General features: G+C 67.7%; 20 protein-coding genes. 6 read left to right on the top strand and 14 right to left on the bottom strand.

The window, feature by feature from the left end:
* Positions 1-19: 19 nt before the first annotated feature.
* From KGQ91_RS09425 to KGQ91_RS09405, 5 genes are all read right to left on the bottom strand, one after another.
* A complete protein-coding gene (locus KGQ91_RS09425; protein ID WP_224415342.1) occupies positions 20-673 on the bottom strand; it encodes a ProQ/FINO family protein in 654 nt (217 codons plus the stop codon).
* Between the two features lie 100 nt (positions 674-773).
* Positions 774-1,343 (bottom strand): dihydrofolate reductase, encoded by a 570-nt coding sequence (locus KGQ91_RS09420; RefSeq protein ID WP_224415343.1) that lies wholly within the window; start codon positions 1,341-1,343, stop codon positions 774-776.
* Entirely contained in the window at positions 1,340-2,134 is a 795-nt protein-coding gene (locus tag KGQ91_RS09415; protein ID WP_224415344.1) for a thymidylate synthase, read from the bottom strand. Before KGQ91_RS09415 ends, KGQ91_RS09420 begins: the two co-directional genes overlap by 4 nt.
* A 49-nt stretch (positions 2,135-2,183) precedes the next feature.
* On the bottom strand, positions 2,184-2,984 hold the full coding sequence (gene lgt, locus KGQ91_RS09410) for a prolipoprotein diacylglyceryl transferase (protein WP_224415345.1): 801 nt from the start codon (positions 2,982-2,984) through the stop codon (positions 2,184-2,186).
* 30 nt (positions 2,985-3,014) lie between these two features.
* Positions 3,015-3,998 (bottom strand): response regulator, encoded by a 984-nt coding sequence (locus KGQ91_RS09405; protein WP_224415346.1) that lies wholly within the window; start codon positions 3,996-3,998, stop codon positions 3,015-3,017.
* 85 nt (positions 3,999-4,083) lie between these two features.
* Here KGQ91_RS09405 and KGQ91_RS09400 point away from each other — a divergent pair, with 85 nt between their 5' ends.
* On the top strand, positions 4,084-4,878 hold the full coding sequence (locus KGQ91_RS09400; protein WP_163647564.1) for an NRDE family protein: 795 nt from the start codon (positions 4,084-4,086) through the stop codon (positions 4,876-4,878).
* Positions 4,879-4,893: 15 nt separating this feature from the next.
* Here the strand turns inward: KGQ91_RS09400 and ptsP are convergent, their stop codons facing one another.
* Together ptsP and KGQ91_RS09390 are read right to left on the bottom strand one after the other, a co-directional pair.
* Positions 4,894-7,167, bottom strand: coding sequence for a phosphoenolpyruvate--protein phosphotransferase (gene ptsP / locus KGQ91_RS09395; RefSeq protein ID WP_224415347.1), 2,274 nt, complete (start codon positions 7,165-7,167; stop codon positions 4,894-4,896).
* A gap of 39 nt (positions 7,168-7,206) precedes the next feature.
* A complete protein-coding gene (locus KGQ91_RS09390; protein WP_205596179.1) occupies positions 7,207-7,698 on the bottom strand; it encodes an RNA pyrophosphohydrolase in 492 nt (163 codons plus the stop codon).
* A 174-nt stretch (positions 7,699-7,872) separates the two neighbouring features.
* Here KGQ91_RS09390 and KGQ91_RS09385 point away from each other — a divergent pair, with 174 nt between their 5' ends.
* The 4 genes from KGQ91_RS09385 (at position 7,873) to KGQ91_RS09370 (ending at position 14,549) form a co-directional block, all read left to right on the top strand.
* Complete coding sequence (locus KGQ91_RS09385) at positions 7,873-8,526, top strand: histidinol-phosphatase (protein WP_224415348.1); 654 nt, start codon at positions 7,873-7,875, stop codon at positions 8,524-8,526.
* A 217-nt stretch (positions 8,527-8,743) separates the two neighbouring features.
* The gene (gene mqo, locus KGQ91_RS09380) at positions 8,744-10,273 is read left to right on the top strand and encodes a malate dehydrogenase (quinone) (RefSeq protein WP_224415349.1); all 1,530 of its coding nucleotides are present in this window, start codon (positions 8,744-8,746) and stop codon (positions 10,271-10,273) included.
* A gap of 119 nt (positions 10,274-10,392) precedes the next feature.
* Positions 10,393-11,484: an efflux RND transporter periplasmic adaptor subunit gene (locus KGQ91_RS09375; protein WP_224420867.1), complete on the top strand. Its 1,092-nt coding sequence runs from the start codon at positions 10,393-10,395 to the stop codon at positions 11,482-11,484.
* A complete protein-coding gene (locus tag KGQ91_RS09370; RefSeq protein ID WP_224420866.1) occupies positions 11,484-14,549 on the top strand; it encodes an efflux RND transporter permease subunit in 3,066 nt (1,021 codons plus the stop codon). Before KGQ91_RS09375 ends, KGQ91_RS09370 begins: the two co-directional genes overlap by 1 nt.
* A 70-nt stretch (positions 14,550-14,619) precedes the next feature.
* On the opposite strand, the gene rsd is transcribed toward KGQ91_RS09370, so the two are convergent.
* The 5 genes from rsd to KGQ91_RS09345 form a co-directional block, all read right to left on the bottom strand.
* The gene (rsd, locus tag KGQ91_RS09365; RefSeq protein ID WP_224420865.1) at positions 14,620-15,123 is read right to left on the bottom strand and encodes a sigma D regulator; all 504 of its coding nucleotides are present in this window, start codon (positions 15,121-15,123) and stop codon (positions 14,620-14,622) included.
* A gap of 107 nt (positions 15,124-15,230) precedes the next feature.
* The gene (locus KGQ91_RS09360; RefSeq protein WP_224420864.1) at positions 15,231-16,589 is read right to left on the bottom strand and encodes a uracil-xanthine permease family protein; all 1,359 of its coding nucleotides are present in this window, start codon (positions 16,587-16,589) and stop codon (positions 15,231-15,233) included.
* A 319-nt stretch (positions 16,590-16,908) separates the two neighbouring features.
* Positions 16,909-17,427 (bottom strand): disulfide bond formation protein B, encoded by a 519-nt coding sequence (locus KGQ91_RS09355; protein ID WP_224420863.1) that lies wholly within the window; start codon positions 17,425-17,427, stop codon positions 16,909-16,911.
* 48 nt (positions 17,428-17,475) lie between these two features.
* A complete protein-coding gene (gshA, locus tag KGQ91_RS09350) occupies positions 17,476-19,077 on the bottom strand; it encodes a glutamate--cysteine ligase (protein WP_224420862.1) in 1,602 nt (533 codons plus the stop codon).
* A gap of 109 nt (positions 19,078-19,186) precedes the next feature.
* The gene (locus tag KGQ91_RS09345; protein ID WP_224420861.1) at positions 19,187-21,553 is read right to left on the bottom strand and encodes a Tex family protein; all 2,367 of its coding nucleotides are present in this window, start codon (positions 21,551-21,553) and stop codon (positions 19,187-19,189) included.
* A 278-nt stretch (positions 21,554-21,831) separates the two neighbouring features.
* Here KGQ91_RS09345 and KGQ91_RS09340 point away from each other — a divergent pair, with 278 nt between their 5' ends.
* A complete protein-coding gene (locus KGQ91_RS09340) occupies positions 21,832-23,508 on the top strand; it encodes a methyl-accepting chemotaxis protein (protein WP_224420860.1) in 1,677 nt (558 codons plus the stop codon).
* A 4-nt stretch (positions 23,509-23,512) separates the two neighbouring features.
* Here KGQ91_RS09340 and msrB read toward each other — a convergent pair whose 3' ends face one another.
* Positions 23,513-24,022 (bottom strand): peptide-methionine (R)-S-oxide reductase MsrB, encoded by a 510-nt coding sequence (gene msrB / locus KGQ91_RS09335; protein WP_224420859.1) that lies wholly within the window; start codon positions 24,020-24,022, stop codon positions 23,513-23,515.
* A 140-nt stretch (positions 24,023-24,162) separates the two neighbouring features.
* On the bottom strand, positions 24,163-25,740 hold the full coding sequence (locus KGQ91_RS09330) for a phosphoenolpyruvate carboxykinase (protein ID WP_224420858.1): 1,578 nt from the start codon (positions 25,738-25,740) through the stop codon (positions 24,163-24,165).
* Positions 25,741-25,870: the final 130 nt, after the last annotated feature.

Genomic DNA, 25,870 nt, shown 5'->3' with positions numbered 1-25,870 from the left:
CCACACCGGCCGTGGCCCCTCACGACGAATGGTGCTTGGCCAGCAGATCGCCGAGCTTGCGATCGAGACGCTCGCGACGACGCGCCTCGCGCTCGGCCGCCTTGTCGGCGCGCAGGGCGTCCAGCTTGCTGCGGGCGTGCCGGGCCTCCTCGTCACCCACGGCACCGGCCGCCCGGCCGTCGAGGTCGACCCGCTCGGCCCCGGCTCGCACGGCCTTGAGATAGCGCGGCAGGTGCACATAGCAGGCCAGCGCGCGCCGAACGAGTTTCTCCGGCCACGGCTCACGGGCAAGCAGGTCCTGATGGATGCCGACCTTCAAGGGCCGGGTGTGCCCCTTGAAGAAGGCCTGCGGATAGCGTTGGTACCATTGATTCAACAGGGCACGGGGCGAAGGGGGGGGCTCGGAGTCCACGAGATGGGTGGATGGCCCTGCCGCGGGAACGGCTGTCGCCGTGTGCCGGTCGTGGCTTTCGGAAACGGCCTGGCGCGATGCGGCAGCCGACTCGCTGGCTGCGGCGATGCCCTCCTCCACGCGGCTCAGAGCCTCGCGCAGCCGGGCGTTTTCCGCTTCCAGCCGACGCAGGTGCGCGCGCAGACGCGCCACTTCCGCCACCGCGTCACCGGCCTGACGTTCCAGTCGCTCGAATAGTGCTCCCGTGCGTTCCGACAACAAGGCACGCTCTCCCCTGGCTCGACCCCTCGATCCCGTCACGGCACCCCGTGAACGACCCTGCACCCAGTCTGTGTCACCCCGCGGCCCTTGGCAACCGGGCTCAGGCGTCGTCGGAGCCCGCCTGCCGGCGGCGGTAGACCACGAAGGCGTACCCCGGCTGGTCGGCCTCGCCGCTGTGCTCGCCGGGCTGTCGCTGCGCCTCTTCCCACAGCGTCGGGTCGATGTCGGGGAAGCGGGCATCGCCGGTCACCTCCCGGTCGACCTCGGTGACATACAGCCGCGAGGCCCACGGCATGGCCTGGGCGTAGATCTCGCCGCCGCCCATGACCATGATTTCCTCGACGCCATCGATCAGCGCCTGGTCGTCGGCCAGCGACAGCGCCTCGACTAGGTCGTGGCAGACGCGAACGCCCTCGGCCCGGAAGTCCGGGTCGCGGGTGACGACGATATTGAGCCGCCCCGGCAGCGCCCGGCCGATGGAGGCGAAGGTCTTGCGCCCCATGACCAGCGGCTTGCCCTGGGTCATGCGCTTGAAGAACTTGAGGTCTTCCGGCAGGTACCAGGGCAGCTGATTGTCCACGCCGATCACGCCGTTGCGTGACACGGCAGCGATCATGGCGACCGGCACCAGCGTCTCGTGCCGGGCGTCGAGGGGTTGCGATTCGTTCATACGGCCACCGGTGCCTTGATGTGGGGATGCGGATCATACCCCTCGATGGCGATGTGCTCGAAACGGAAGGCAAACAGGTCATCGACCGTCGGATCGAGCACCAGTCGCGGCAGCGGGCGCGGCGCTCGGGTCAGCTGCTCGCGGGCCTGATCGAGATGGTTGAGGTAGAGGTGGGCATCGCCCAGGGTATGGATGAACTCGCCGGGCGCCAGGTCGCAGACCTGCGCAATCATCTGCGTGAGCAGCGCGTAGCTGGCGATGTTGAACGGCACGCCGAGGAAGATGTCGGCGCTGCGCTGGTAGAGCTGGCAGGACAGCCGCCCCTCGGCGACGTAGAACTGGAACAGGGCGTGGCACGGCGGCAACTGCATCTCGTCGACCTGCGCCGGATTCCAGGCCGAGACGATCAGTCGCCGCGAGTCGGGATTGCGACGAATCTGCTCGACCACATTGGCGATCTGGTCGACGTGACCGCCGTCGGGCCGCGGCCAGCTGCGCCACTGGTAGCCGTAAACCGGCCCCAGCTCGCCGTTCTCGTCGGCCCACTCGTCCCAGATGCGTACTCCATGTGCCTTGAGATAGGCGATATTGGTGTCGCCACGCAGAAACCACAGCAGCTCGTGGATGATCGAGCGCAGATGCAGCTTCTTGGTGGTCACCAGCGGGAAGCCGTCGGCCAGGTCGAAGCGCATCTGATGGCCGAATACGCTGAGGGTGCCGGTGCCGGTGCGGTCGTCTTTTTTCACGCCGCTGTCCAGCACGCGGCGCATCAGGTCGAGATAGGGCTGCATGTCGAGGGAATACTCACCAGAAAAATCGAATGTCGGCGTGACACGCCGCTCAGGCCGGCTGCGGGGTTGCGGCCCCATCCACCGGCTGACGCCGCGACCACAGCATCAGTGCGATGCCGGCCAGCGCCATCGGCACGGTCAGCAGCTGCCCCATGGTCAGCCAGCCGAAGGCGATGAACCCGAGCTGCGGGTCCGGCTGGCGCACGAATTCCACGCCGAAGCGGAACAGGGCATAGAGCAGCAGAAAAAGGCCGGATATCATACCCCGCCGACGCGGCTGGTGCGACACCAGCCAGAGCACGGTGAACAGCACGACGCCTTCCAGCGCGAACTCGTAGAGCGACGAGGGGTGGCGCGGCTGGGTACCGCCGGGAAACACCATCGCCCAGGGCACATCGCTGACCCGACCCGGCAGCTCGGCGTTGATGAAGTTGCCGATGCGCCCGGCCCCCAGACCGATCGGTACCAGCGGCGCGATGAAATCGGTGAGCTGGAAGAACGCCAGGCGATGCTTGCGGGCAAACAGCGCCGCGGCGATCAGCACCCCGAGCAGCCCGCCATGGAAGCTCATGCCGCCATCCCAGACCTGGAAGATCCACAGGGGGTCGCTGGCCAGCCGCTCGAAGCCGTAGAACAGCACATAGCCCAGGCGGCCGCCCAGCACGACCCCCAGCGCGCCATAGAACAGCAAGTCACCGATATCATCGGCGGTCAGGCCGACCCGGGCGGCACGCCGCCGTCCCAGCCACCAGGCGCCGACGAACCCCACCACATACATCAGCCCGTACCAGTGGACCTTCAGCGGACCCAGCGCCACAGCGATGGGATCGATTTGCGGATACTCAAGCATGATGATTCCTGAACAAGGGTGAAAAGGGGATCATGGAACGCTGGGATCGTGCGGCCATCGGCCGGGCAGCCAGCGATGCACACGCTCGACCAGCGCCTGGGGACGATACGGCTTGGCGAGGTAATCATCCATGCCGGCGGCGAAGAAGCGTTGGCGATCCGCCTCGCTGGCATTGGCCGTCAGCGCGATCAGGATGCTCGGCACCGCCCGGCGTTCGCGCTCCAGCGCGCGCCAGCGGCGGCTGGTCTCCACCCCGTCGAGCGTGGGCATGAAGATGTCCATGAATACCAGGGCGTAATCGTGCTGCTGCATCAGGGCCAGGGCCGCCTCGCCATCGGCGGTGATATCGACCTGCAAGCCTTCCGCGCCCAGCACGCGCCGGGCCAGCGCCGCATTCACGGGACCGTCGTCGACGATCAGCACCCGCGGCGGCTCGCCATCCGTGCGGGCCAGTTCGCGCGGGCCGTCCGGCCCATCGAACTGCCGCAGCAACGCCAGCACGTCCGCGAGGCGACGCTCCGCCCCGGCTTCCACCTCCGGCGACCACCCTTCCAGCGCTTCCAGCTCGCGACGCACCTGACGCAGGTAACGCATCAGCAGTTCCGCCTCTTCGCGGGCCCGATCCCGCTCCCGGACGCACTGTTGCAGCATTCGGCGATGCGCAACACCGCCACGCGGCCGAGTCGCATCGGCCGGCGCCCCGCCCGGCTTTTCGGACGCCAGGCCCGAGGGACGCTCCGCCCTCTCGAGCACGTCGGCCAGGCGTCGCAATCGCCGTCCCATCACGACCCGGCAGTGCTCACGCGGCAGCCCGCAGAAGCCCAGCATCAGCAACAGGCCGCCCACCAGCCAGACCCATCCGCCGACGATGGCGACCCAGAGCGTCGATACCGGCAGGAAGCGCGCCACGCCCAGCGCCCCCAGCAGGCACAGCACAGCCCACGCCGCCCCCAGCCACAAGGGGCGACGACCGGGGCCTCGCTGGTGTCTGCGCTCCGCCTCGAGGTCTTGCATCCGCGTCCCTGCCGTCGACAATGGAGCGAGTTTACATCGCCGGTCACCGGCCTGTCATGGCCCCGGCCATTCAACGAGAGATGCCATGTGCCTGATCGTTCTCGACTGGCGCCCGCACGCGCCCGTGCCACTGCGCCTGGCGGCCAACCGCGACGAGCGTCACGACCGCCCCAGCGCGCCGCTCGCCCCGTGGAAGGACGCCCCGGACATCGTCGGCGGCCGTGACCTGGAAGCCGGCGGTACCTGGCTGGCGGCTCGGGTCGGCGGGCGTCTGGCGGCCTTGACCAATGTCCGGGATCCGGGGTTTTCCCCGCCGCCGAATGCCCCCAGCCGCGGACATCTGGTGCGGGAGGCACTGGAAAGCCCGTCCCTGCCGGCCTGGCTGTCACGCCTGGCCGATCACGAGGCCGGGGCCTACGCCGGCTTCAACCTGCTGGTCAGCGACGGCGAGACGCTCTGGCATGTGCACCACGGCCGTCACGAAACGCGCCTGCAGCGCGTGGCGCCCGGCGTGCACGGCGTCTCCAACGCCAGTCTCGACACCCCCTGGCCCAAGCTGTGCCGCGTGCGGCACGGAGTGAGCGCCCTGCACGACGCCCCGTGGGAGACGTTTCAACACCGGGCCTGGGCATTGATGGCCGATACCCGCCAGGCACCGGACGCCGAACTGCCGGACACCGGCGTGGGGCTGGAGCGGGAACGCTGGCTGTCGGCGCCCTTCATCCTCGGCCGCGATTACGGCACGCGCGCCACGACGCTGGTGGAATGGCGCGCCACGGGCGAGCTGACGCTGGTCGAGCGTCGTTTCGGCCCCCTGGGGCGCGAGGAAGACACCCACACTGAGCACCTGCCCACCGAGCGACTGCACCGCGCCCGGTAGCCCCGGCACGTCGGCTCAGCGTTCTTGTTCGTCGCGCGGCGGCAGCAGATGCGTCAACTGCCACTGGGCGAAGCGCTCGATCAGGTGGGCGCGCACCGCCCTGGCGGTCGGCAGGCCCAGGGTCTCGTCGACCAGCGCCTGGGCATCGGACAGCGGCACCCGCCGGATGGCCGCCCGCACCCGGGGCAGGCTGGGGGCGTTCATCGACAGCCCGACGAAGCCCATGCCGGTCAGCAGCAGCGCCCCGCACGGGTCACCGGCCAGTTCGCCGCACACGGTGGCCGGCATCTCGAGGCGCCGGGATTCCGCCGCCAGCTGCGCCAGCGCCGACAGCACCGCGGGATGGCAGGCATCGTAGAGGTCGGCCACTCGCGGGTTGTTGCGGTCCACCGCCAGCAGATACTGGGTCAGGTCGTTGCTGCCTACCGAGAAGAAGTCGACCCGTTCGGCCAGCGCGCCCAGCTGGTAGAGGGTCGCCGGCACCTCGATCATCACCCCGACCTCGGGCCGCCGGATCGACACCCCCTCCTCGTTGAGCTCCTTGAGCGCCCGATCAAGCAGCCGCAGGGCCATGTCGACCTCGTCGACGTTGGTGATCATCGGCAGCATGATGCGCAGGTTGTCCAGCCCGACGGAGGCGCGCAGCATGGCGCGCAACTGCACCATCAGCACCTCGGGGTGGTCGAGCGTCACCCGGATCCCCCGCCAGCCGAGGAAGGGATTGGCCTCGTGGATGGGGAAGTACGGCAGATCCTTGTCGCCACCGATGTCCAGCGTGCGCATCACTACCGGCAGCGGCGCGAAGCCCTCGAGCTGGTCGCGATAGAGTCGCGACTGCTCCTGCTCCCCGGGGAAGCGCTCGGTGATCATGAAGGGCACTTCGGTGCGATACAGTCCGACCCCGGCGATGCGCGGCTTGAGCGATGCCACCGCGTCGACCGCCAGTCCGGTGTTGACCATCAGCGGCATGGTGTGTCCATCCGGCGTGACGCTCGGCAGATGCTGCTCGTGCTCGAGCACCTCGGCCAGCGCCCGCTCCTCGTCGATCAGCTTGCGGTAATGTCCGATCAGATCCTCTTCGGGGCGCACGAACAGCCGTCCGCGATGCCCGTCGAGAATCACCGGCGCCCCGTTGAGCCTGGGCAACGGCAGGTCGACCATGCCCAGCACCGTGGGAATGCCCATGGCCCGCGCCAGAATCGCCACGTGCGAGGTGCTCGAGCCCTTCAGCGACACCAGCCCGGCCAGGCGCTCGCGGGGTACCTCGCCGAGCATGGTCACGCTCAGTTCGTCGCCGACCAGGATGCACTGTTCGGGGTATTCGTGGGGCCCGTCGCTGGTCTCCTGCTGCAGGTGGGCCAGCACCCGCCGGCCCAGATCACGGACATCGGCCGCCCGCTCGCGCAGGTAGTCATCGTCGACCCGCTCGAGATACTGAGCATGCCGGCGCACCACGTCGGCCAGTGCGCCCGGCGCCCACTGCCCTTCGCGGATGCGCTTCTCCACCTCCTGACCGAGGGCGGCATCCGCCAGCATCTGCTCGTAGACATCAAACAGCGCCAGCTCCTGGCTGGGAATACGGCTCGACAGGCGCGCGCCCGCCGCACGAATTTCGCCGCGCACCCGCTCGATCGCCTCGCCCAGACGGCGGATCTCATAGTCGGTATCCGTGGGTACCAGGTCCGGCACGCTGTCCAGGTCGGCCGGCGGCGCGATCACCCGCGCCTCGCCGATCACCATGCCGGGCGAGGCCGCCACGCCGGTGAAGGTCGCCATGCCGGGAGTGCGGGTCGGCCGGTTGAGCGTGCCGGTCGCCAGGGCATGCGCCAGCACCCCGGCCAGCTGGGCCGCCATGGTCACCAGAAAGGCCTCGTCGCCCTCGTCGTAACGACGCTTTTCCTGCTGCTGCACCACCAGCACGCCCAGCGTCCGGCGCTGGTGGATGACCGGCACCCCCAGAAAGCTGGAAAAGCGCTCCTCGCCGGTTTCCTCGAAATAGCGGAAACCGGGATGGGACGGGGCGTCCTCGAGGTTGAGCGGTTCCTCGCGCTGGCCGACCAGGCCCACCAGGCCCTCTCCCAGGCGCAGGCTGACATGCCCAACGGCCTGACTGCGCAGGCCGATGGTATTCATCAGGACCAGGCGGTCCTGAGCGGCGTCGAAGAGGTAGATGGAGCACACGTCGGTATGCATGGCCTTGCGGATCCGCCGGACCATGGTGGCCAACGCGGCATCCAGGCTGCGCGCGCCGTTTACCTCCTGGACGATACGACGTAGTACATCGAGCATGAGCATTCTTCTTGTTGTCGGTGTGACAGCGGCCGCATGTCAGCCGCCCCCCCGGGCCAGGCGCTGCACCCGGGGCGCGAGTTCGCGCAGCGCGCGCCGATAGACCTCGCGCTTGAAGGGCACGACCTGCCCCAGCGGATACCAGTAGCTGACCCAGCGCCAGCCATCGAACTCCGGCTTGGCCGTGGTATCCATGCAGATGCGGTTGTCCTGACAGCGGATCTTGAGCAGAAACCACTTCTGCTTCTGACCGATGCACACCGGACGCGATTGGGTACGGACCATGCGTCGGGGTAGACGATAGCGCAACCACCCTCGGGTACAGGCCAGCACCTCGACGTCATCGGGCGTGAGGCCGATTTCCTCTTCCAGCTCGCGATAGAGCGCCTGCTGCGGTGTCTCGTAGGCCTTGATGCCCCCCTGAGGGAATTGCCATGCGTTCTGCCCCACCCGACGCGCCCACAGCAGCTGGCCCTCCGGGTTGGCGATGATGATGCCAACATTGGGGCGGAAGCCGTCAGCGTCGATCACGGGCTTCACCTTATGAAATCCAGTATTGCTGCCATTCTTCCACAAACGCTGAAAGCGCATCAATACACGCTTGGCGGCGCCGCGATGTGCAAGCCTGTCGGAGTTCTGCAATAATCGCCGCCGCCTTTTCGCCACCCGCCCGATGAGCGACCAACCAGACCTGAGGAGAGCGCATTGAGCCTGGCCATCTTCGATCTCGACAATACGCTGCTGGGCATCGACAGCGACCATGCCTGGGGCGAGTTCCTGGTGGAACAGGGCGCCGTGGACCCGATCAGCTACCGCGAGGCCAACGAACGCTTCCTGGCGGCCTATCAGGAAGGCACCCTGGACATCCACGCCTACCTGGCCCTGGCGCTCAAGCCGCTGGCCGAGCACAGTCCGGAGCAGCTGGCCGCCTGGCACCAGCAGTTCATGGCCAGCAAGATCGAACCGCACATCCTGCCCCGGGGCGAGGAACTGCTGGCCCGCCATCGGGCACGGGGCGACACCCTGCTGATCATCACCGCCACCAACCGCTTCATCACCGGCCCCATCGCCCGCCGCCTGGGCGTCGACGAGCTGATCGCCGTCGAACCGGAAACCGCCGGGGGACGCTATACCGGCCGCGTGAGCGGCGTGCCCAGCTTCCGCGAAGGCAAGATCACCCGGCTCGAGCAGTGGCTGGCCACCCGCGACGTCACCCTGGACGACGCCTGGTTCTACAGCGACTCGCACAACGACATCCCCCTGCTGGAGCGCGTCGATCACCCCGTCGCCGTCGACCCCGATGCCGCCCTCGCCGAGGTCGCCCGGGAGCGGGGCTGGCGGATCATCAGCCTGCGATGACTGAAAATGCTCCTGAAACCCGGCGCAGGACTACGCGCAAAATGTTCGCAGACTAAATATAAGTGCCTGGGAAGACGGGCTTCTTCGCTCATCCCGAACAAACCTTTCCCTTATGGAAAGGCCTCCCAGCATAATACATCCCTTCTGCGCCGGTCGTTTTTGCATTGCAATATGATATAATCCCGTCATCTGAATCGCCAAAGGGCTGATATCCACTATGGACGAGACGGTTGATTGCGTACTGGTAGGGGCCGGTGTCATGAGCGCGACGCTGGCGACACTCCTTCACGAGCTGGAGCCCGACGCCCGCATCGAGATCATCGAGCGACTCGACTCCACGGCCAGCGAGAGTTCGTTCGCCTGGAACAACGCCGGAACCGGCCACGCCGGCCTCTGCGAACTCAACTACACGCCCGAGACCGCCGATGGCGATGTCGACATTGCCAAGGCCATTCGCATCAACACCCTCTTCGAGGAATCCAAGCAGTTCTGGAGCCACCTCGCCTCGCAGGGCAATCTCGGCGACCCCGCCGGCTTCCTCACCCCTGTCCCGCACATGAGCTTCGTGCGTGGCGAGGACAACGTGCGCTTCTTGCGGACCCGCCACGAGACGCTGACCCAGCACCACTGCTTCGAGGGCATGCACTACACGCAGGACGCCCGCACCATCGCCGAGTGGGCGCCGCTGCTGATGGCCGACCGCGACCCGGCAGAACCGGTGGCGGCCACCTGGGCCGAGGGCGGCACCGATGTCAACTTCGGTGCGCTGACCGACCAGCTGCTGGCACGCCTGCATGCCGTGGACAACGACCGGGTGCGCGTCAGCACCGGCCAGACCATCAAGAACCTCGAGCGCAATGCCGACGGCACCTGGACCCTGACGATTCATCTCGGCAACGGTGACCGCCGCGAGCTGCGCTCGCGTTTCGTGTTCCTCGGTGCCGGCGGCGCCTCGCTGCGCCTGCTGCAGAAGAGCGGCATCCCCGAAGGACGTGGCTATGCCGGTTTCCCGGTGAGCGGGCAATGGCTGCGCTGCGACGACCCGGAGATCGTCTCGCGTCACCAGGCCAAGGTCTACAGCAAGGCCGCCATCGGGGCCCCGCCGATGTCGGTCCCGCACCTCGACCGGCGCCACGTCAATGGCAAGCCCTCGCTGCTGTTCGGCCCCTTCGCCGGTTTCACCACCAAGTTCCTCAAGAACGGCTCGGTCTTCGATCTGGTCAAGTCGGTCAGCAAGTCCAACCTCAGCCCCATGCTGTCGGTGGCCCGCCACAACGCCAGCCTGGTCAAGTACCTGGTCGATCAGGTACGGCTGTCCCACGAGGAGCGGGTCGAGGAGCTGCGCGCCTTCTACCCGTCGGCCGAGCCCGGCGACTGGCGGCTGGAAGTGGCGGGCCAGCGCGTGCAGATCATCAAGAAGGATCCGCAGAAGGGTGGCGTCCTGCAGTTCGGCACCGAGATCGTCACCGCCGGCGACGGCTCGCTGGCCGCGCTGCTCGGCGCCTCCCCGGGTGCCTCGACGGCGACCTCGATCATGCTGGAACTGGTCGAGCGCTGCTTCCCCGAGAAGTTCGCCTCGCCCGAGTGGCGGGCACGGCTGCAGCGGCTGGTCCCCGCCCGGGCCGACGCCCTGGCCGGTGATGCCGCCCTGCTGCGCCGCATCCGTGCCGCCAGTGATGAAGCCCTGGGGCTTCGCACGCGCCGGACGGCCGCCAGTGCGCCCGCCGAGGCCGAACCGGCCTGCTGATCCCTACCGACAGGCGGGAGGCTTTCGGGCCTTCCGCCACCTGTTAGACTGACCGCCTCGACGTTCGCGCCGGGGCGGTCTGTCATGTGGCCGCCGCTTGGCCTTACCAGGATCCCGTCATGCGCATACGAGCGATGCTCTCTCCCGCCTGGCTGGCGCTGCTGCTGAGCCTGGGTCTGCTGCTCTGGCTCGCCTTCGGAGACAGCCGGCATTTCCGCGACACACCGCCCGCTTCCGCCACCGAGACGACCACCGCCGAGGCACCCCGCGTCGAGGTTCGCCTGTCACACGCCGAACCCCATGCCCCGCAGGTCATTCTGGAAGGCCAGCTCGAGCCTCGCCGCAGCGTGGTCCTGCGCGCGCGGCGCGCCGGACGGGTCGAGGCGCTGCCGCACGCCCAGGGCGACCGGGTCGACGCCGGTGATCGTCTGGCGACCCTCGACGCCGGCGACCTGCCCGCCCGCCTCGAGCAGGCCCGGGCCGATCTGGCGCTGGCCCGCGCCGAGCTGGAGGGCGCGCGCCAGCTGCGCGGGCGCGAGCTGGTCTCGAACAACGAACTGCTGCGGCTGAAGAGCAAGCTGGCCGCCAGTCAGGCCACGCTGGCCACCCTGCAGGAGTCACTCTCCGATACCCGCATCGACGCGCCGTTCGCGGGAACGCTCGAGCGGTTCGACATCGACCCCGGGGCCTACGTCGAGGTCGGCGAGACGCTGGGCCGGCTGGTGGATGTCGGCCACCTGAAGGCGACCGCCTGGCTGCCGCAGCAGCGCGCCGCCGACATTGCGGCCGGCATGCCCGTGCGTCTCGCCCTGCTCGACGGCCGCCACCTCGAGGGGCGAATCAGCTTCGTGGCCAGCGAGGCCGACGAGGCCACTCGGCGCTTCGCCCTGGAAGCCGACGTGCCCAACCCCGAAGGCTGGCGGGTCGCCGGGGCCAGCGCCACCCTGACCCTTTCCCTGCCGCCCCGACCGGCGCACCGCCTGTCGCCGGCCCGGCTGGTGCTCGATGAGCAGGGCCGTCTGGGGGTGAAGACCGTCGACGCCGATAATCGCGTACGCTTTCGCCCCGTCGAGCTGATCAGCGCCGATGCCGAGCACGCCTGGGTCGGCGGCCTGCCCGATCCGGTGCGGCTGATCACGCTGGGCGGCGGTTTCGTCAAGGCCGGCCAGCGGGTGACCCCCGTCCCCGCCGACACCCCCGAGGGCTCCTGATGCGCCGCTGGATCGACGCCGCCATCGACCGCACCCGGACCACCCTGCTGGTGCTGCTCTTCCTGCTGATCGGCGGCGGCGTGGCCTACCTGGCCATCCCCAAGGAGGCTAACCCGGACGTCACGATCCCCACCATCTACGTGTCGCTGACACTCGAGGGCGTCAGCCCGGAAGACGCCGAACGCCTGCTGGTACGCCCCATGGAGCAGGAACTGCAGGCCATCGAGGGCGTACGCAAGATGACCGCCCAGGCGGCCGAGGGCTATGCCTCGATCACCCTGGAGTTCGATGCCGGCTTCGACCCGCGCCAGGCGCTGGCCGACGTGCGCGAAAAGGTCGATATCGCCCGCAGCTCGCTGCCCGATGAGGCCGATGAACCGCGGGTCATGGAAGTCAACGTCTCGCGGTTTCCGGTGCTCTCGGTGGGACTTTCCGGCCCGCTCTCCGCCGGCGAGCTGATGCTGGCGGCGCGTGGCCTCCGGGACGCCATCGAGGGGCTGCCGCAGGTACTCGACGTCGATATCGCCGGCGAGCGCGAGGACCTGATGGAAATCGTCGTCGACCCGCAGGTACTGGCCGGCTACGGCATCGACTTCGACACCCTGTTCAACCTGGTCTCGCGCAATCATCGCCTGGTCGCCGCCGGCAGCATCGACAACGGCGCCGGCCGCCTGGCGATCAAGGTGCCCGGGCTGATCGAGAACCTCGACGACCTGCTGTCCATGCCGATCAAGGTGGACGGCGACCGGGTGGTCACCTTCGGCGACGTCGCGGTCATCCATCGCACCTTCAAGGACCCGCAGGGCTATGCCCGGATCGACGGCCAGCCCGCCGTCGTGCTGGAGATCGCCAAGCGCGCCGGGGCCAACATCATCGCCACGAGCCGGGCCGTCCACGCCGTGCTCGACGAGGCCCGGCCCAGCCTGCCGAATACCCTGCAGCTGCGCACCATCATGGACCAGTCCACCACCGTCGTCTCCCTGCTCGATGACCTACTCAACAACGTGCTAACCGCGGTGGTACTGGTGCTGATCGTGATTCTCGCCACCATGGGCCTGCGTTCGGCGCTGCTGATCGGCCTGACCATTCCCGGCGCCTTTCTGACCGGCATCCTGCTGATCTGGAGCATCGGCTACACCCTCAACATCGTCGTGCTGTTCGCCCTGATCCTGGTCGCCGGGATGCTGGTGGACGGCGCCATCGTGGTCGGCGAGCAGGCCGATTACAACCTCGCCCGGGGATTGTCATCACGGGACGCCTGGGCGGGAGCCGCCGGACGCATGGCCTGGCCGGTGATCGCCTCGACCGCCACCACCCTGGCGGTGTTCGTGCCGCTGCTGTTCTGGCCCGGCGTGGTCGGCGAGTTCATGAAATACCTGCCCGCCACCGTGGTGCTGTGCCTGCTGGCCTCGCTGCTGATGGCCCTGATCTTCCTGCCCACCCTGGGCAACCTGCTGCGCCGCCGGAATGCGCCCGCCACCCGCGAAAGCCTGCACGTCGGCGCCCGGCTCTATCGCCGACTCCTCGACCGCCTGTTGGCTCGCCCGGGCCTGGCGCTGCTCGGCGCCCTGGGCATCATGGCCGTGATCTATGCCGCTTATGCACGCTTCAATCATGGCGTGGTGTTCTTTCCCGAGGTGGAACCCGACAACGCGCAGATTCTGGTGCACGCCCGCGGCGACCTGTCGGTGGACGAAAAGGACGCCATCGTGCGTCGTGTCGAGGCCCGGGTCGCCGGCATGCCCGAAATCGACGCGCTCTATGCGCGCTCCTTCGCCGCGCCGGACACCCGCATGGCCGCCGACGTGATCGGCCAGCTCAACTTTTCGCTGATCGACTGGGACAAGCGGCGCTCCGCGGGTGCCATTCTCGACGACATGGCCGCGCGCACCCGCGACCTGCCCGGCGTGCGCCTGGCGTTTCAGGAACAGGAGCGCGGCCCGACCAGCGGCAAGCCGATCCAGATCGAGCTGACCGGCCGCCAGCCGGACACACTGGACGCGGCCGTGGAACAGCTGCGCACGGCCATGCAGCGCCTGGGCGGCTTCCGGGACATTCAGGACAATCGCAGCCTGCCGGGCGTGGAGTGGCGCATCGAGGTGGATCGCGAGGCGGCGGCCCGCTTCGGTGCCGACGTGGCGACCATCGGCAGCGCCGTACAGCTGGTCACCAACGGCCTGCCCCTGGCCACCTACCGGCCGCCCGAGGTGGACGACGAGGTGGACATCCGGGTCCGTCTGCCGGCGGTACGGCGCAGCCTCGACCAGCTCGAACGCCTGACCGTGCATACCAACCGGGGCCAGCTGCCGATCCGTCAGTTCGTGCGGCTCACGCCCGCGCCCAAGGTCGGCATCCTGCACCGCATCGACGGCCACCGCGCCATCACCCTGGAAGCCGACGTGCAGCCCGGCCGTCAGGTCGACGAACGGCTGCGCGCCCTGGCGCCGAGCCTGGCCGAGCTGCCCGAGGGCGTGCGCGCCAACCTGGCCGGTGAGCGCGAGGACCAGGCCGAAACCAGCCGTTTTCTAGTCAGCGCCTTCGGCGTCGCCCTGTTTTTGATGACGATCATTCTGGTCACCCAGTTCAACAGCCTCTACCAGACCGCGCTGGTGCTCTCGGCGATCGTCTTCTCGACCGCCGGCGTGCTGCTGGGTCTGCTGCTCAACGCCCAGCCCTTCGGCATCGTCATGGTGGGCATGGGCATCATCGCCCTGGCCGGCATCGTGGTGAACAACAACATCGTGCTGATCGACACCTACAACCAGCTGCGCGGCGACGGGCTGCCGGCCCGCCAGGCAGCGCTGGAAGCCGGCTGCCGACGGCTGCGACCGGTGCTGCTCACCGCGATCACCACAGTGCTGGGGCTGATCCCCATGGTGCTGGGGGTCAACGTCGACCTGCTGACGCCCAGCCTGGGCTGGCACGCGCCCTCGACCCAGTGGTGGACCCAGCTCTCCAGCGCCATCGCCGGCGGCCTGGCCTTCGCCACCGGGCTGACGCTGCTGCTCACGCCCTGCATGCTGGAGCTGGGGGCGCGCATGGGCGCGCGGTGGCGTCGCAAGTAAGGGGGAGTAAAGCAGAGCGCCTCGTCGAGTCATTCGGCGAGGCGCGGGAATTGTCGGGCGACGACGGTCGTTACAGGGTGGCGCGGGGCGCCGCGCTCGGCGCCAGCTGCGGGGAATGCGCGGCGTGCAGCCGGGCGATCAGCTGATCCTCGAGCGAGAAGCGTTCGGAGAGGCCGCGGTCGAGCCGCTGGAGCCAGGCGGGCAGGCGGGTGGCGAAGTGCTGGCAGCGCGTCGGCGTCGAGAAGTCGCGGTCGAAATCCAGCACCATCGCGGTGGACATCTCCAGGCGCTCCAGCAGCCGGCCGGCCAGGGCCAGCGCCGCCTCGTCCTCGAAGTGCCGGGCCTCCTCGCGAAGCTGGGGATAGATCTCGAAGTGCCCGGCGCTGATGTAGTCCATCAGCAGCTCGCTGAACCGGTCGATCTGTGACTTACCGATGGCCTCGGGGTCCACTTCGCAGGCCTGGCGCAGCTCCGTGAACACGACCAGCATCACCCGTCGCTCCTCGAGCCAGCGATCGATCAGACGGTGGACACCACCCCAGCGTTCCTGGGCGGTCTTGCAGTCTTCCAGCATCGGTTCGCCTCCCTGTGTCGTCGTCCGGCAGCGAGGGTCCAGCGTCACTCCAACGGCGCCACCTGTCAATCTTTACCCGCGCCGGCAAGGCAATCCCTTGCGGCACGTCAGCCTTCGCTCAGCCGCGCCTCGACCGCCTCGCGCTCGGCCTCCTCGTCGGCCAAGGAGCGGCGCGGCAGGATGACGTTGAGCGTGAATGCCACCAGCGCCGCGATCACGATCGGCGAGCCGCCGATCACCAGCTGCACGACCTCCGGAAACCGGGCGATCGACTCCGGCACCGCATAGACACCCATGCTCAGCGCCAGCGCCAGGCTGGCGATGGTGATGTTCCGCGAGGACATCTCGTCCTTGGTGATCAGGCGAATCCCGGTCACGGTGATCATGCCAAAAACCATGACCGTCGCCCCGCCCAGCACCGGCAGCGGGATGGTGGTCATCAGCGCCCCGAACTTGGGTACGAAGCCCGCCGCCAACATGAACAGCGCCGCCAGCGCCAGCACATACCGGCTGATCACCTTGGTCATGGCGACGATGCCCACATTCTGGCTGTACGAGGAGGTCGGCAGCGCACCGAAGAACGAGCCCAGCGCCGTGCATAGGCCGTTGCCCAGCAGGCCGCCGTAGAGCTCGCGAGTCTCGAGCTCGCGATTCATGCCGCCGACCGTGGTGGCGGAGAGATCGCCGATGGTCTGCACCGAGTTGATGACGCAGATGATCACCATCGACACCATGGCCGGGCCGTGGAACGACAAGCCGAAACTCAGTGGCTGCGGCAGGGTGAACCAGGGCGCGTTCAGCACCGGCGTGAAGTCGACTCGCCCCAGTGCCAGCGCCATCCCGTAGCCGACACCGATGCCGCAGATGATCGAGGCCAGCTTGAGAAAGCCCTGGCAGAACTGCGAGACGAACAGCACCACCAGCAAGGTGGCCAGCGCCAGAAACCAGTTGACCGGGGCGCCGAAGTCGGCGCTGCCCACCCCGCCGGCCATGTAGTTGATGGCGATGTCATAGAGCGACAGGCCGATCACCAGCACCACGACCCCGGCGACCACCGGCGGAAACCACTGGCGAAGGTGCCGGGTGAACAGCCCTACCACCATCATCGCCACACCCCCGGCGATCTGTGCCCCGAGGATGCCGCTCAGGCCATACTGGGCGCCGACTGCGGTCAGCGTCGGCACATAGGCAAAGCCCACCCCGAAGATCGCCGGCAGGCGGGCCCCGAAACGGCCGATGGCATAGAGCTGGATGAGCGTGGAGACGCCGGAAAAGATCAGCGAGATCTGGATCAGCGCCATCTTGTCCGCCAATGAGGCACCCACGGCCCCGACCACGATGATCGGCACCGTCACCGTGCCCATGATCATGGCCAGAATGTGCTGGAGAGAGAGCGGCAAGGCCTTGAGAAGCGGCGGCTTGCCGTGGAAGTCGAAAACCGACTGACGTTGGCTCGCGGAGTTCATGCGCTACGGATCCGTTGTGTTGTTGGATTATTTGTACACAATAAACAGACTAAACCGTATACCAAAATACCCGGGCGACAAAATGCTCCCCTGCCACTCCCAAGCGTCGCGACCGCGCGACAATGCAGGAAGAGGAAAGCCAACCGCCTGATTCAAAGGAGCTTATGAGGAAATCACGACGCGGCTGCCGACAGCTTTCGACACTTCCCCTGCGACTAAAGATGCAGGTGAGCGGCCAGGCACGGAAAGACAGCCAGTGGGGAAAAGAGAGGACCGCAAGCGCGCAGGCTCGCGGCCACTACCGGGAAGGGAGGTGGGGTCAGGTGTGACGGGCGCGGCGCGGCATCAGCAGCAGACCGAGCGGTACCAGGGCCAGCAGCGCGAAGCCGATCAGCGTCCATTGAGGCAGCGTCAGGCCCCACCAGTACCCGTCAATGGTCGCGCACTCGCCCGACCCCGACAGCACCCGGGACAGCACGTCCCACAGCGGTAGCACCTCGAGCATGTAATCGAGCCCCGGCCCGCAGCTGGGCACCTGATCGGGCGGCAGGGACTGCAGCCAGACATGCCGGCCGGCGACGGCGATGCCGCCGCCCACCGCCAGCAGGCCCAGCACGCCGTAGACCCGGCCGCCCCAGCCGCGCGGATTGTGAATCGCCGCGACCAGAAACACCCCGGCCGCGGCGATCACCGCGATGCGCTGGAAGATGCACAACGGGCACGGCTCCAGCCCCGCTGCGTACTGCAGGGCCAGGGCGACGCCCATCATCAGGGCGCAGAAGGCCAGACCGGCCAGACTCCATTGACGAACCGACAGGCGGCTCAGGCTGACGGACATCGCTGATCACTCCATGATTCATGGCGGCCCGCCGGGCCGCCGTGGGCATTACGAGGTCGGTGCCGGCCGCGCTTCGCGGGCCCGGGCAAAGTAGCTATCGAGAAAGGCCGCAAAATCCCGGGTCTCGCCCGCCTCGATCTCCGCCTGCTGTTGACGCGAGGTCTCGCTGAGCTCGTTGAACAGGGCCTCTCGTGCCGGATCCATGGGCTCGGCACGGAACTGCTCGGCCTGGGCATTGGCCAGCCCCAGCACATGCTCGACGAAATCGCTGCCGCTGGTTTCCAGCTCCCCCAGCAGGCGCCCCGACGGCGTGTGCTCGGGATTATCGAGCAACGGCTCGAGGGCCGATAGCGCCGCGACATGCACGCCGCTCTCCTCGTTGATGTCCAGCAGCTCGGCCACCTCGCGCAGTTCGGCGAAGATCGCCGCCGCGCGGTCGGCCAGGCGCTGCTCTTGACCGTCGACGGCCAGGGCCAGCGACGCCTTGCGCCCCTGCTCCACCACGGCGCGGCGATTGTCGTCCAGGCGGTCGCACTCCTCATCCGGAATCCACGGGCTCTCGGCCAGCAGACACCACATCAGAAAGATGTCGAGAAAGCGCATCTGGGTCGCGTCGATTCCCAGGGGCAGGAAGGGATTCAGATCGAGACAGCGCACCTCGATGTACTCCACGCCCCGGGACTCGAGCGCCTGGGACGGCGTCTCATCATGGCGCGCCACGCGCTTGGGGCGGATGTCGCTGTAGTACTCGTTCTCGATCTGCAGGATGTTGGCATTGAGCTGGCGCCAGTCACCGCCCTCGTTGACCCCCAGCCGCTGATAGGCCGGCCACGGCGTGGTGATGGCGTGGCGCAGCGTGCCGACGTAGTTGGACAGCGAGTTGAAGCAGATCTTGAGCTGGGCCTGAACCTTGTTCTGGTAGCCCAGGTCGGACATGCGCAGGCTGGTGGCGTAGGGCGACACCAGGGTGTGACGGGCATGAGCGCGCAGATGATTCGGCGCCGCCCCGGTCAGGAAGCTGCGATCCAGCGCCGGCGACGCACCGAACAGGTAGAGCAGCAGCCAGCTGTTGCGGCGGAAGTTGCGGATCATGTCGAAGTAGCGCGCCGAGCGGTAATGGGTCAGCGACGTGTCCGTCGCCCCTTCCAGCTCCTGCAGGACCGGCCAGAAATCCTCGGGCAGCGAGACGTTGTAGTGCACCCCGGCGATCGACTGCATGATCCGCCCGTAGCGCACGTCGAGGCCCTTGCGGTAGACGTGCTTCATGAAGCCGACATTGGACGGGCCGTAGTCGGCGATCGGCACGCTGTCGTTGCCGTCGAGCCGGCCGGGCATGCTTGCCGGCCAGATCCGCTCGTCCCCGAGGTGACGATAGGAAAAGCGGTGCAGGTCGGCGAGGAACGACAGCGCGTCCTCGGGGCGGCAGTAGACCGGGGTGATGTATTCCAGCAGCGACTCGGAATAATCGGTGGTGATGTGCGGATGGGTCAGCTTGGACCCCAGCGCCCGGGGATGCGGCGTCTGCGCGATCCGGCCGCCGGCGTCGACGCGCAGCCCTTCCTTTTCGATACCCCGCCGCAGGCGTCCCATGGCGCCCTGGCGCGCCGCGCCACGGAGCCTCGCGATGGCATTGACGAATTGCTCGGACAAGTTGAACACCCCATGTTGAAGACCGCCGCCGGCACGCCCGACGTGCCGGTGAAACCTCAGATTATGGTGCCGGAAACAGCCGTTTCAAGGCGAATCATTCCAGCCCGCCTCAGCGCGTCTTGTCGCGGGCCTTGAGCAGCGCCTCGCCCAGCGCGCCCATCTGCCCGCCCTGAGACTGGCCGCTCGCCGCACCGCCGCGACCGCGTCGCCCGCCGCCCTTGCCGCGACGCGCCGGTTTCTCGCCGCCCGTCTCCTTTCGGCCGGTCTCGGGCTCCGGCTGATCGTGCAGGCGCATCGACAGGCCGATCCGGCCGCGCTCGATATCCACCGCCATCACCTTGACCTTGACGATATCGCCGGCCTTGACCACCTGTCGCGGATCCTCGACGAAGGTGTCCGACAGCGCCGAGATATGCACCAGGCCGTCCTGATGCACACCGATGTCGACGAAGGCGCCGAAGTGCGTCACGTTGGTGACGCTGCCTTCGAGGATCATCCCCGGCTCGAGGTCGTTCAGCGTCTCGACCCCCTCGCGGAATTCGGCGGCGCGGAACTCGGGGCGCGGATCGCGCCCCGGCTTGTCGAGCTCCTTGAGGATGTCGGTGATGGTCGGCACGCCGAAGGCGTCATCGACATAGTCGGCCGGCTTGAGCGTGCGCAGGAAGCCGCTGTCGCCGATCAGGCCCGCCAGCTCGCGGTCGTTGCGCTCGGCGATGCGCGCGACCAGCGGATAGGCTTCCGGGTGCACCGCACTGGCATCGAGCGGGTTGTCGCCGTTCATGATGCGCAGAAAGCCTGCACACTGCTCGAAGGTGCGCGGCCCCAGGCGGTTGACCTCGAGCAGTTCACGGCGGTCGCGAAACGCGCCCTGGCTGTTGCGCCGGGCGACGACGTTCTCGGCCAGCCCCGGATTGAGCCCCGAAACCCTCGAGAGCAGCGCCGCCGAGGCGGTGTTGAGATCCACGCCCACGGCGTTGACGCAGTCCTCGATGACCGCTTCCAGACTGCGAGACAACTGCACCTGCGAGACATCGTGCTGGTACTGGCCCACGCCGATCGACTTGGGCTCGATCTTGACCAGTTCCGCCAGCGGGTCCTGCAGGCGCCGCGCGATGGAGACCGCCCCGCGGATGGTGACATCGAGATCCGGCAGCTCGCGGGACGCCAGCTCGGAAGCGGAATATACCGAGGCGCCGGCCTCGCTGACCATCACCTTGGTCAGGCGACGCGGCGCCAGACGCTTGACCAGCTCGCCGGCCAGCTTGTCGGTCTCGCGGCTGGCGGTGCCGTTGCCGACCGCCACCAGGGTGACGCCGTGCCGCTCGACCAGGCTGGCGAGGGTGGCCAGCGCCTCGTCCCAGCGTTTCTGGGGCGCATGCGGATAGATCACCGCCTGCTCGAGGTACTGACCGGTAGCATCGACCACCGCCACCTTGCAGCCGGTACGCAAACCGGGGTCGATGGCCAGGGTGGCCTGGGGGCCGGCCGGTGCGGCCAGCAGCAGATCCTTGAGGTTGGCGGCGAAGACCTCGATCGCCTCGCCTTCGGCGCGCTCGCGCAGCCGGCCCATCAGCTCGGTCTCGAGGTGCGTGTAAAGCTTGACCCGCCAGGTCCAGCGCACCACCTCGCGCAACCAGCGATCGGCGGCGCGTCCCGGCGCCTCGGCGGCCAGGTCGATGCCGGCATGACGAGCGATCGCCACCTCGGCGGGATGCACCGGTGCCTCGTCCTCGCCCGGCAGCGCCAGGGTCAGCGCCAGCACGCCCTCGTTGCGGCCACGGAACATGGCCAACGCCCGATGCGACGGCACCTTCGCGAGCGGTTCGTCGTGCTCGAAGTAGTCGGCGAACTTGGCGCCCTCGCGCTGCTTGCCGTCGATGAGGCGTGCGCGCAGCTCGCCCTCCTGCCACACGCGCTCGCGCAGGCCACCGACCAGTTCGGCATCCTCGGCGAAGCGCTCCATGAGGATCTGCTTGGCGCCGTCGAGCGCCGCCTTGGCATCGGCGACGGCGGGCGTGTCACCCTCCGCCGGGCGCAGATAGGCCGCGGCCTCGCGCTCCGGGTCCAGCGTCGGATCGGCCAGCAGCGCATCAGCCAGCGGCTCGAGCCCGGCCTCGCGGGCGATCTGCGCCTTGGTGCGGCGTTTCTTCTTGTAGGGCAGGTACAGGTCTTCCAGGCGCTGCTTGGTGTCGGCCTCGCCGATCTGCGCCGCCAGCGCCGCGGTCAGCTTGCCCTGCTCGTCGATGCTGGCCAGCACGCTCGCGCGACGCTCCTCGAGCTCGCGACGATAACGCAGCCGCTCCTCGAGCTGACGCAGCTGGCCGTCGTCGAGACCACCGGTCACTTCCTTGCGGTAACGGGCAATGAACGGAACGGTGGCGCCGCCGTCGAGCAGTTCGACGGTCGCGGTCACCTGGGCGGGACGCACGCCGAGCTCCTCGGCGAGACGCGCATTGATCGAAGTCTGAACGTCCATGGAATCCTTGCATTGACAGGTTCACCGGGCGGCCCGGGGAGCGCCGCGCCGAGGCGGCGTCAGGCCCGGCGGAAGGGCCGACGCCACGGGTGGCGACAAGGTACCACAAAGCCGCGCGAGGGCGCAGGCGGCAACGAATGTAAACAATTGTGACAAGTGCGCTCATCACATCGACGACCGATTGCCGGCCCGATAACGTTCGCATCACGAACGAATAAAGCGGCGTTTAACGACCCAGCAGACTCTGCAAGGCTCGCGAGCTTACCGAGGGTGAACCCATGCTCAAGAAAATGCACCGTATCAGCGTCAAGTACAGCAGCGCCTTCATCGGCGTGGCACTATCGCTATTGATCGTCGTCGCCGCCGACTTCTGGGTCATCGAGAAGCTCGAGAGCCGCATGACCGAATTCAGCACGACGTTCAACAAGGCCGTCTCGGCAATCCTCAACGCCGACCGCGACCTCCACCAGGCCCGCATGGCCGAGATGGAAGCCCTGAACGCCGCGCCGGGCAGCGACAAGACGCAGAGCGCTCGCAAAGACTATCGGGAGAACGCCCAGCAGGCTTTCGATCGCGTGCAGAGCTTCAAGACGCTGATGGCCGACTACCCCGACGTCGTCGCCGGACTGGGATCTTTCGATGCAAGCTACAATGCATGGTCGCAGCAATCGAGCCGGGTTCTTGAGCTGCACGCGGCAGGCAACGCCCAGTCTGCCAGAGCCCTTTCCGAAGGTGACTCGCTGACGGCTTTCGGCGCCCTGCGCAAGCTCTACAATCGCGCCGGTGAGGCAGCTGATGCCAAGATCACGGAACTTCAAGCGGCCTCGATGGCCATGACCCAGAAGCTGCAATGGTTCACCGGTTTGTTCTCGCTGGCGGTGTGCCTGGCCGCCATCTTCGTCGCCCTGGCCGGACCGCTGATGATGTCCCGTGCAATCCGCCGCGTCACCGCGCGCATCAAGGAGATCTCCGAGGGCGACGGCGACCTGACCGCGCGCATCGGCTCGTCCCGGCGCGACGAAATCGGGGAGCTGGCCAACCAGTTCGATGCTTTCATTGCCTATATCGACAAGACGCTGCAGTCGGTGCGCAGCAGCACTCAGGGCGTCAGCACAGCAGCCGAAGAAATCGCCCGCGGCAGCGTGGATCTCGCTTCACGGACCGAGCAGGCCGCCTCCAACCTGCAGGAAACCTCGGCATCGATGGAGCAGATTGCGGCGACGGTCAGCAACACCTCGGATGCCGCCCAGCAGGCCAATCAGCTGGTCAACTCGACGGCCGATATTGCCCGTCAGGGGCACGAAGCGATGCAGCAGGTCGAGCGCACTATGGACGAGATTGATACCTCGGCCACCGAAATCAGCGAAATCATTACCCTGATCGACGGCATCGCCTTCCAGACCAACATCCTGGCCCTCAATGCCTCGGTGGAGGCGGCGCGCGCCGGCGAGCATGGTCGCGGCTTCGCGGTCGTTGCTCAGGAAGTGCGGACACTGGCCAGCCGCTCCAGCGACGCGGCGAAAGAGATTCGCGAACTGATCGACACCTCGGTGGCCCGTACCCAGTCCGGCAACTCACTGGTCAAGCGTACCGGCAAGACCATGGAACAGATCGTCTCGAGCATCGAGCAGGTCACCGACGTGATCGGCGAAATCAGCGCCGGTGCCCGGGAACAAAGCCAGGGCATCGGCCAGGTCAACACTGCTGTCAGCGAGCTAGACAACATGACCCAGCACAATGCGTCCATGGTCGAACAGTTCAGCGCGGCATCCAACGAGATGCGCGAACAGGCCGAGCGCCTCGATACGCTTCTTGCTTCCTTCCGCCTGAGCGGTCAGACACCTGATGTAACGCCAGCCCCTCGTCTGAAGCCACCTCGCCGGGAAGCACCCGCGCCCGCTCCGGCCCGCACCTCGACAGCTTCATCGGCCGACGACGATTGGCTTAGCTTCTAGCCGATCAGCCGCTCGCCGCGGCCGGCACGAAGCGCAGAGCCAGTCCATTGTTGCACCAGCGCAGTCCGGTGGGCTCGGGGCCGTCCTCGAAGACATGGCCCTGATGCCCACCGCAACGGGCGCAGTGGTACTCGGTGCGCGGGATCAGCAGCACGAAGTCGAGCCGGGTCAGCAGATGCCCCTCGACATGGTCGAAGAAACTCGGCCAGCCGGTGCCCGAGTCATACTTCATGTCGCTGGTGAACAGCGTCAGATCACAGCCCGCGCAACGGTACTCGCCCCGACGTTTCTCGGCATTCAGCGGACTGCTGCCCGCCGGTTCGGTGTCCGCCTCGCGCAGCACCTGGAACTGCGCCTCGCTGAGGCGCTTGCGCCACGCCTGCTCGTCGAGCGACAGCGGCTCGACATCGGCGCCACGCTTCAGGTCCAGCACGGGGCGCGCCAGCGCCCAGCCCGGCAGCAGCCCCGCCAGCCCGCCCGCGCCCAGCAGACCCAGAAAGTGCCGTCGTTGCATGACATCCCTCCGTTCGTCGTTCGCCATGTCACCTTCAGCATACGCCAGCTCCGTCAGCGCGGATGCAGCGGGGCCGGAAACGCCGAGGGCGCGTCAGGTGACGCGCCCTCGGCGAGGTCGTTGGCGAACCGACGCGGGGCTCAGTTGAGCGACGGGCCCGCGGCGATGATCGCCTCGTCGACGCCGGCGAACTTCTTGAAGTTCTCGACGAACTTGGCCACCAGCTCTTGACGCTGGCGATCGTAGGCGGCGGCGTCTTCCCAGGTCTCGCGCGGATCGAGCAGCCGCGAGTCGACGCCCGGTACCGCGACCGGCACATCCAGGTTGAGGCCGTCGACGTGACGGGTGTCCACATCCTTGAGCGCCCCGGACTGGACGGCGCTGATGATGCCGCGCGTGGTGGGAATGCTGAAGCGGCTGCCGCCCTGACCGTAGCTGCCGCCGGTCCAACCGGTGTTGACCAGGTAGACCCGCGAGCCGAAGGCTTCGATACGCTTGATCAGCAGATCGGCATATTCGCGGGCCGGACGCGGGAAGAACGGCGCGCCGAAGCAGGTCGAGAAGGTCGCTTCCAGACCGGCCGAGGAGCCCATCTCGGTGGAGCCCACCTTGGCGGTGTAGCCGGACAGGAAGTGATAGGCCGCGGCTTCCTTGGAGAGCACCGACACCGGCGGCAGCACGCCGCTCATGTCGCAGGTCAGGAAGATGATTGCATTGGGCTCGCCGGCGCGGTTTTCCGCCACGCGCTTGTCGATGTGCTCGAGCGGATAGGCGGCGCGGGAATTCTGCGTCAGGCTGTCGTCGGCATAGTCCGGCGCCCGGCGATCGTCGAGTACCACGTTCTCGAGAACCGTGCCGAAGCGGATCGCCTGCCAGATTACCGGCTCGTTCTTTTCCGAAAGGTCGATGCACTTGGCGTAGCAGCCGCCCTCGATGTTGAACACCGTGCCCTCGCCCCAGCCGTGCTCGTCGTCGCCGATCAGGTAACGGGCCGGGTCGGCGGACAGCGTGGTCTTGCCGGTGCCGGAAAGACCGAAGAACAGCGTGGTCTCGCCGTCCTCGCCGACGTTGGCGCTGCAGTGCATGGGCAGCACGTCCTTCTCGGGCAACAGGAAGTTCTGCACCGAGAACATCGCCTTCTTCATCTCGCCGGCGTAGCGCATGCCGGCCAGCAGCACACGCCGGCGCGCGAAGTTGATGACCACCGCGCCGTCGGAGTTGGTGCCGTCACGCGACGGGTCACAGGTGAAGTGCGGCGCGTTGAGAATGGTCCACTCGCTCTTGCCCTTGGGGTTGAAGGCGTCGGGACGCACGAACAGGTTGCGGGCGAAGAGATTGTGCCAGGCGGTCTCGGTAGTCACGCGAATCGGCAGGTAGTGCTCGGGGTCCGCACCGACATGCAGCTCGGAGACATAGCTGTCGCCCTCGGCCAGATAATCCTCGACGCGCTCCCAGAGCGCGTCGAAGCGCTCGGCATCGAAGGGCCGGTTCACGCTTCCCCAGTCGATCAGCTCGGCGGTGGACGGCTCGTCGACGATGAAGCGGTCCGCCGGGGAGCGGCCGGTACGCACGCCGGTATTGACGACCAAGGCGCCGTTCGTGGCAAGGCGCCCTTCCCCCTCGGCAACGGCACGTTCGATGAGTTCGGCAGCGCAAAGGTTGGTATGCACGCTCGCGCGGCGCGCCGTCGGCTGGGCAGCAGCGGAATTCGTAGTCATGGGGTGTCCTGGGCCTCGAGGGCCGATTCTCTCTCGTTAGCCAAAAAAGCGACCGTGCATCACGGGCGTTTGCCGCCTCTTGTCCGGGAGTGATGCACGAGCCGTTACATTATGATGGCAAACCGCCCCG

Origin of the sequence: Modicisalibacter tunisiensis, assembly GCF_020148005.1 — a bacterium.
Taxonomy (GTDB): Bacteria; Pseudomonadota; Gammaproteobacteria; order Pseudomonadales; family Halomonadaceae; genus Modicisalibacter; species Modicisalibacter tunisiensis.
This window is presented reverse-complemented; position numbering and strand designations above follow the sequence as displayed.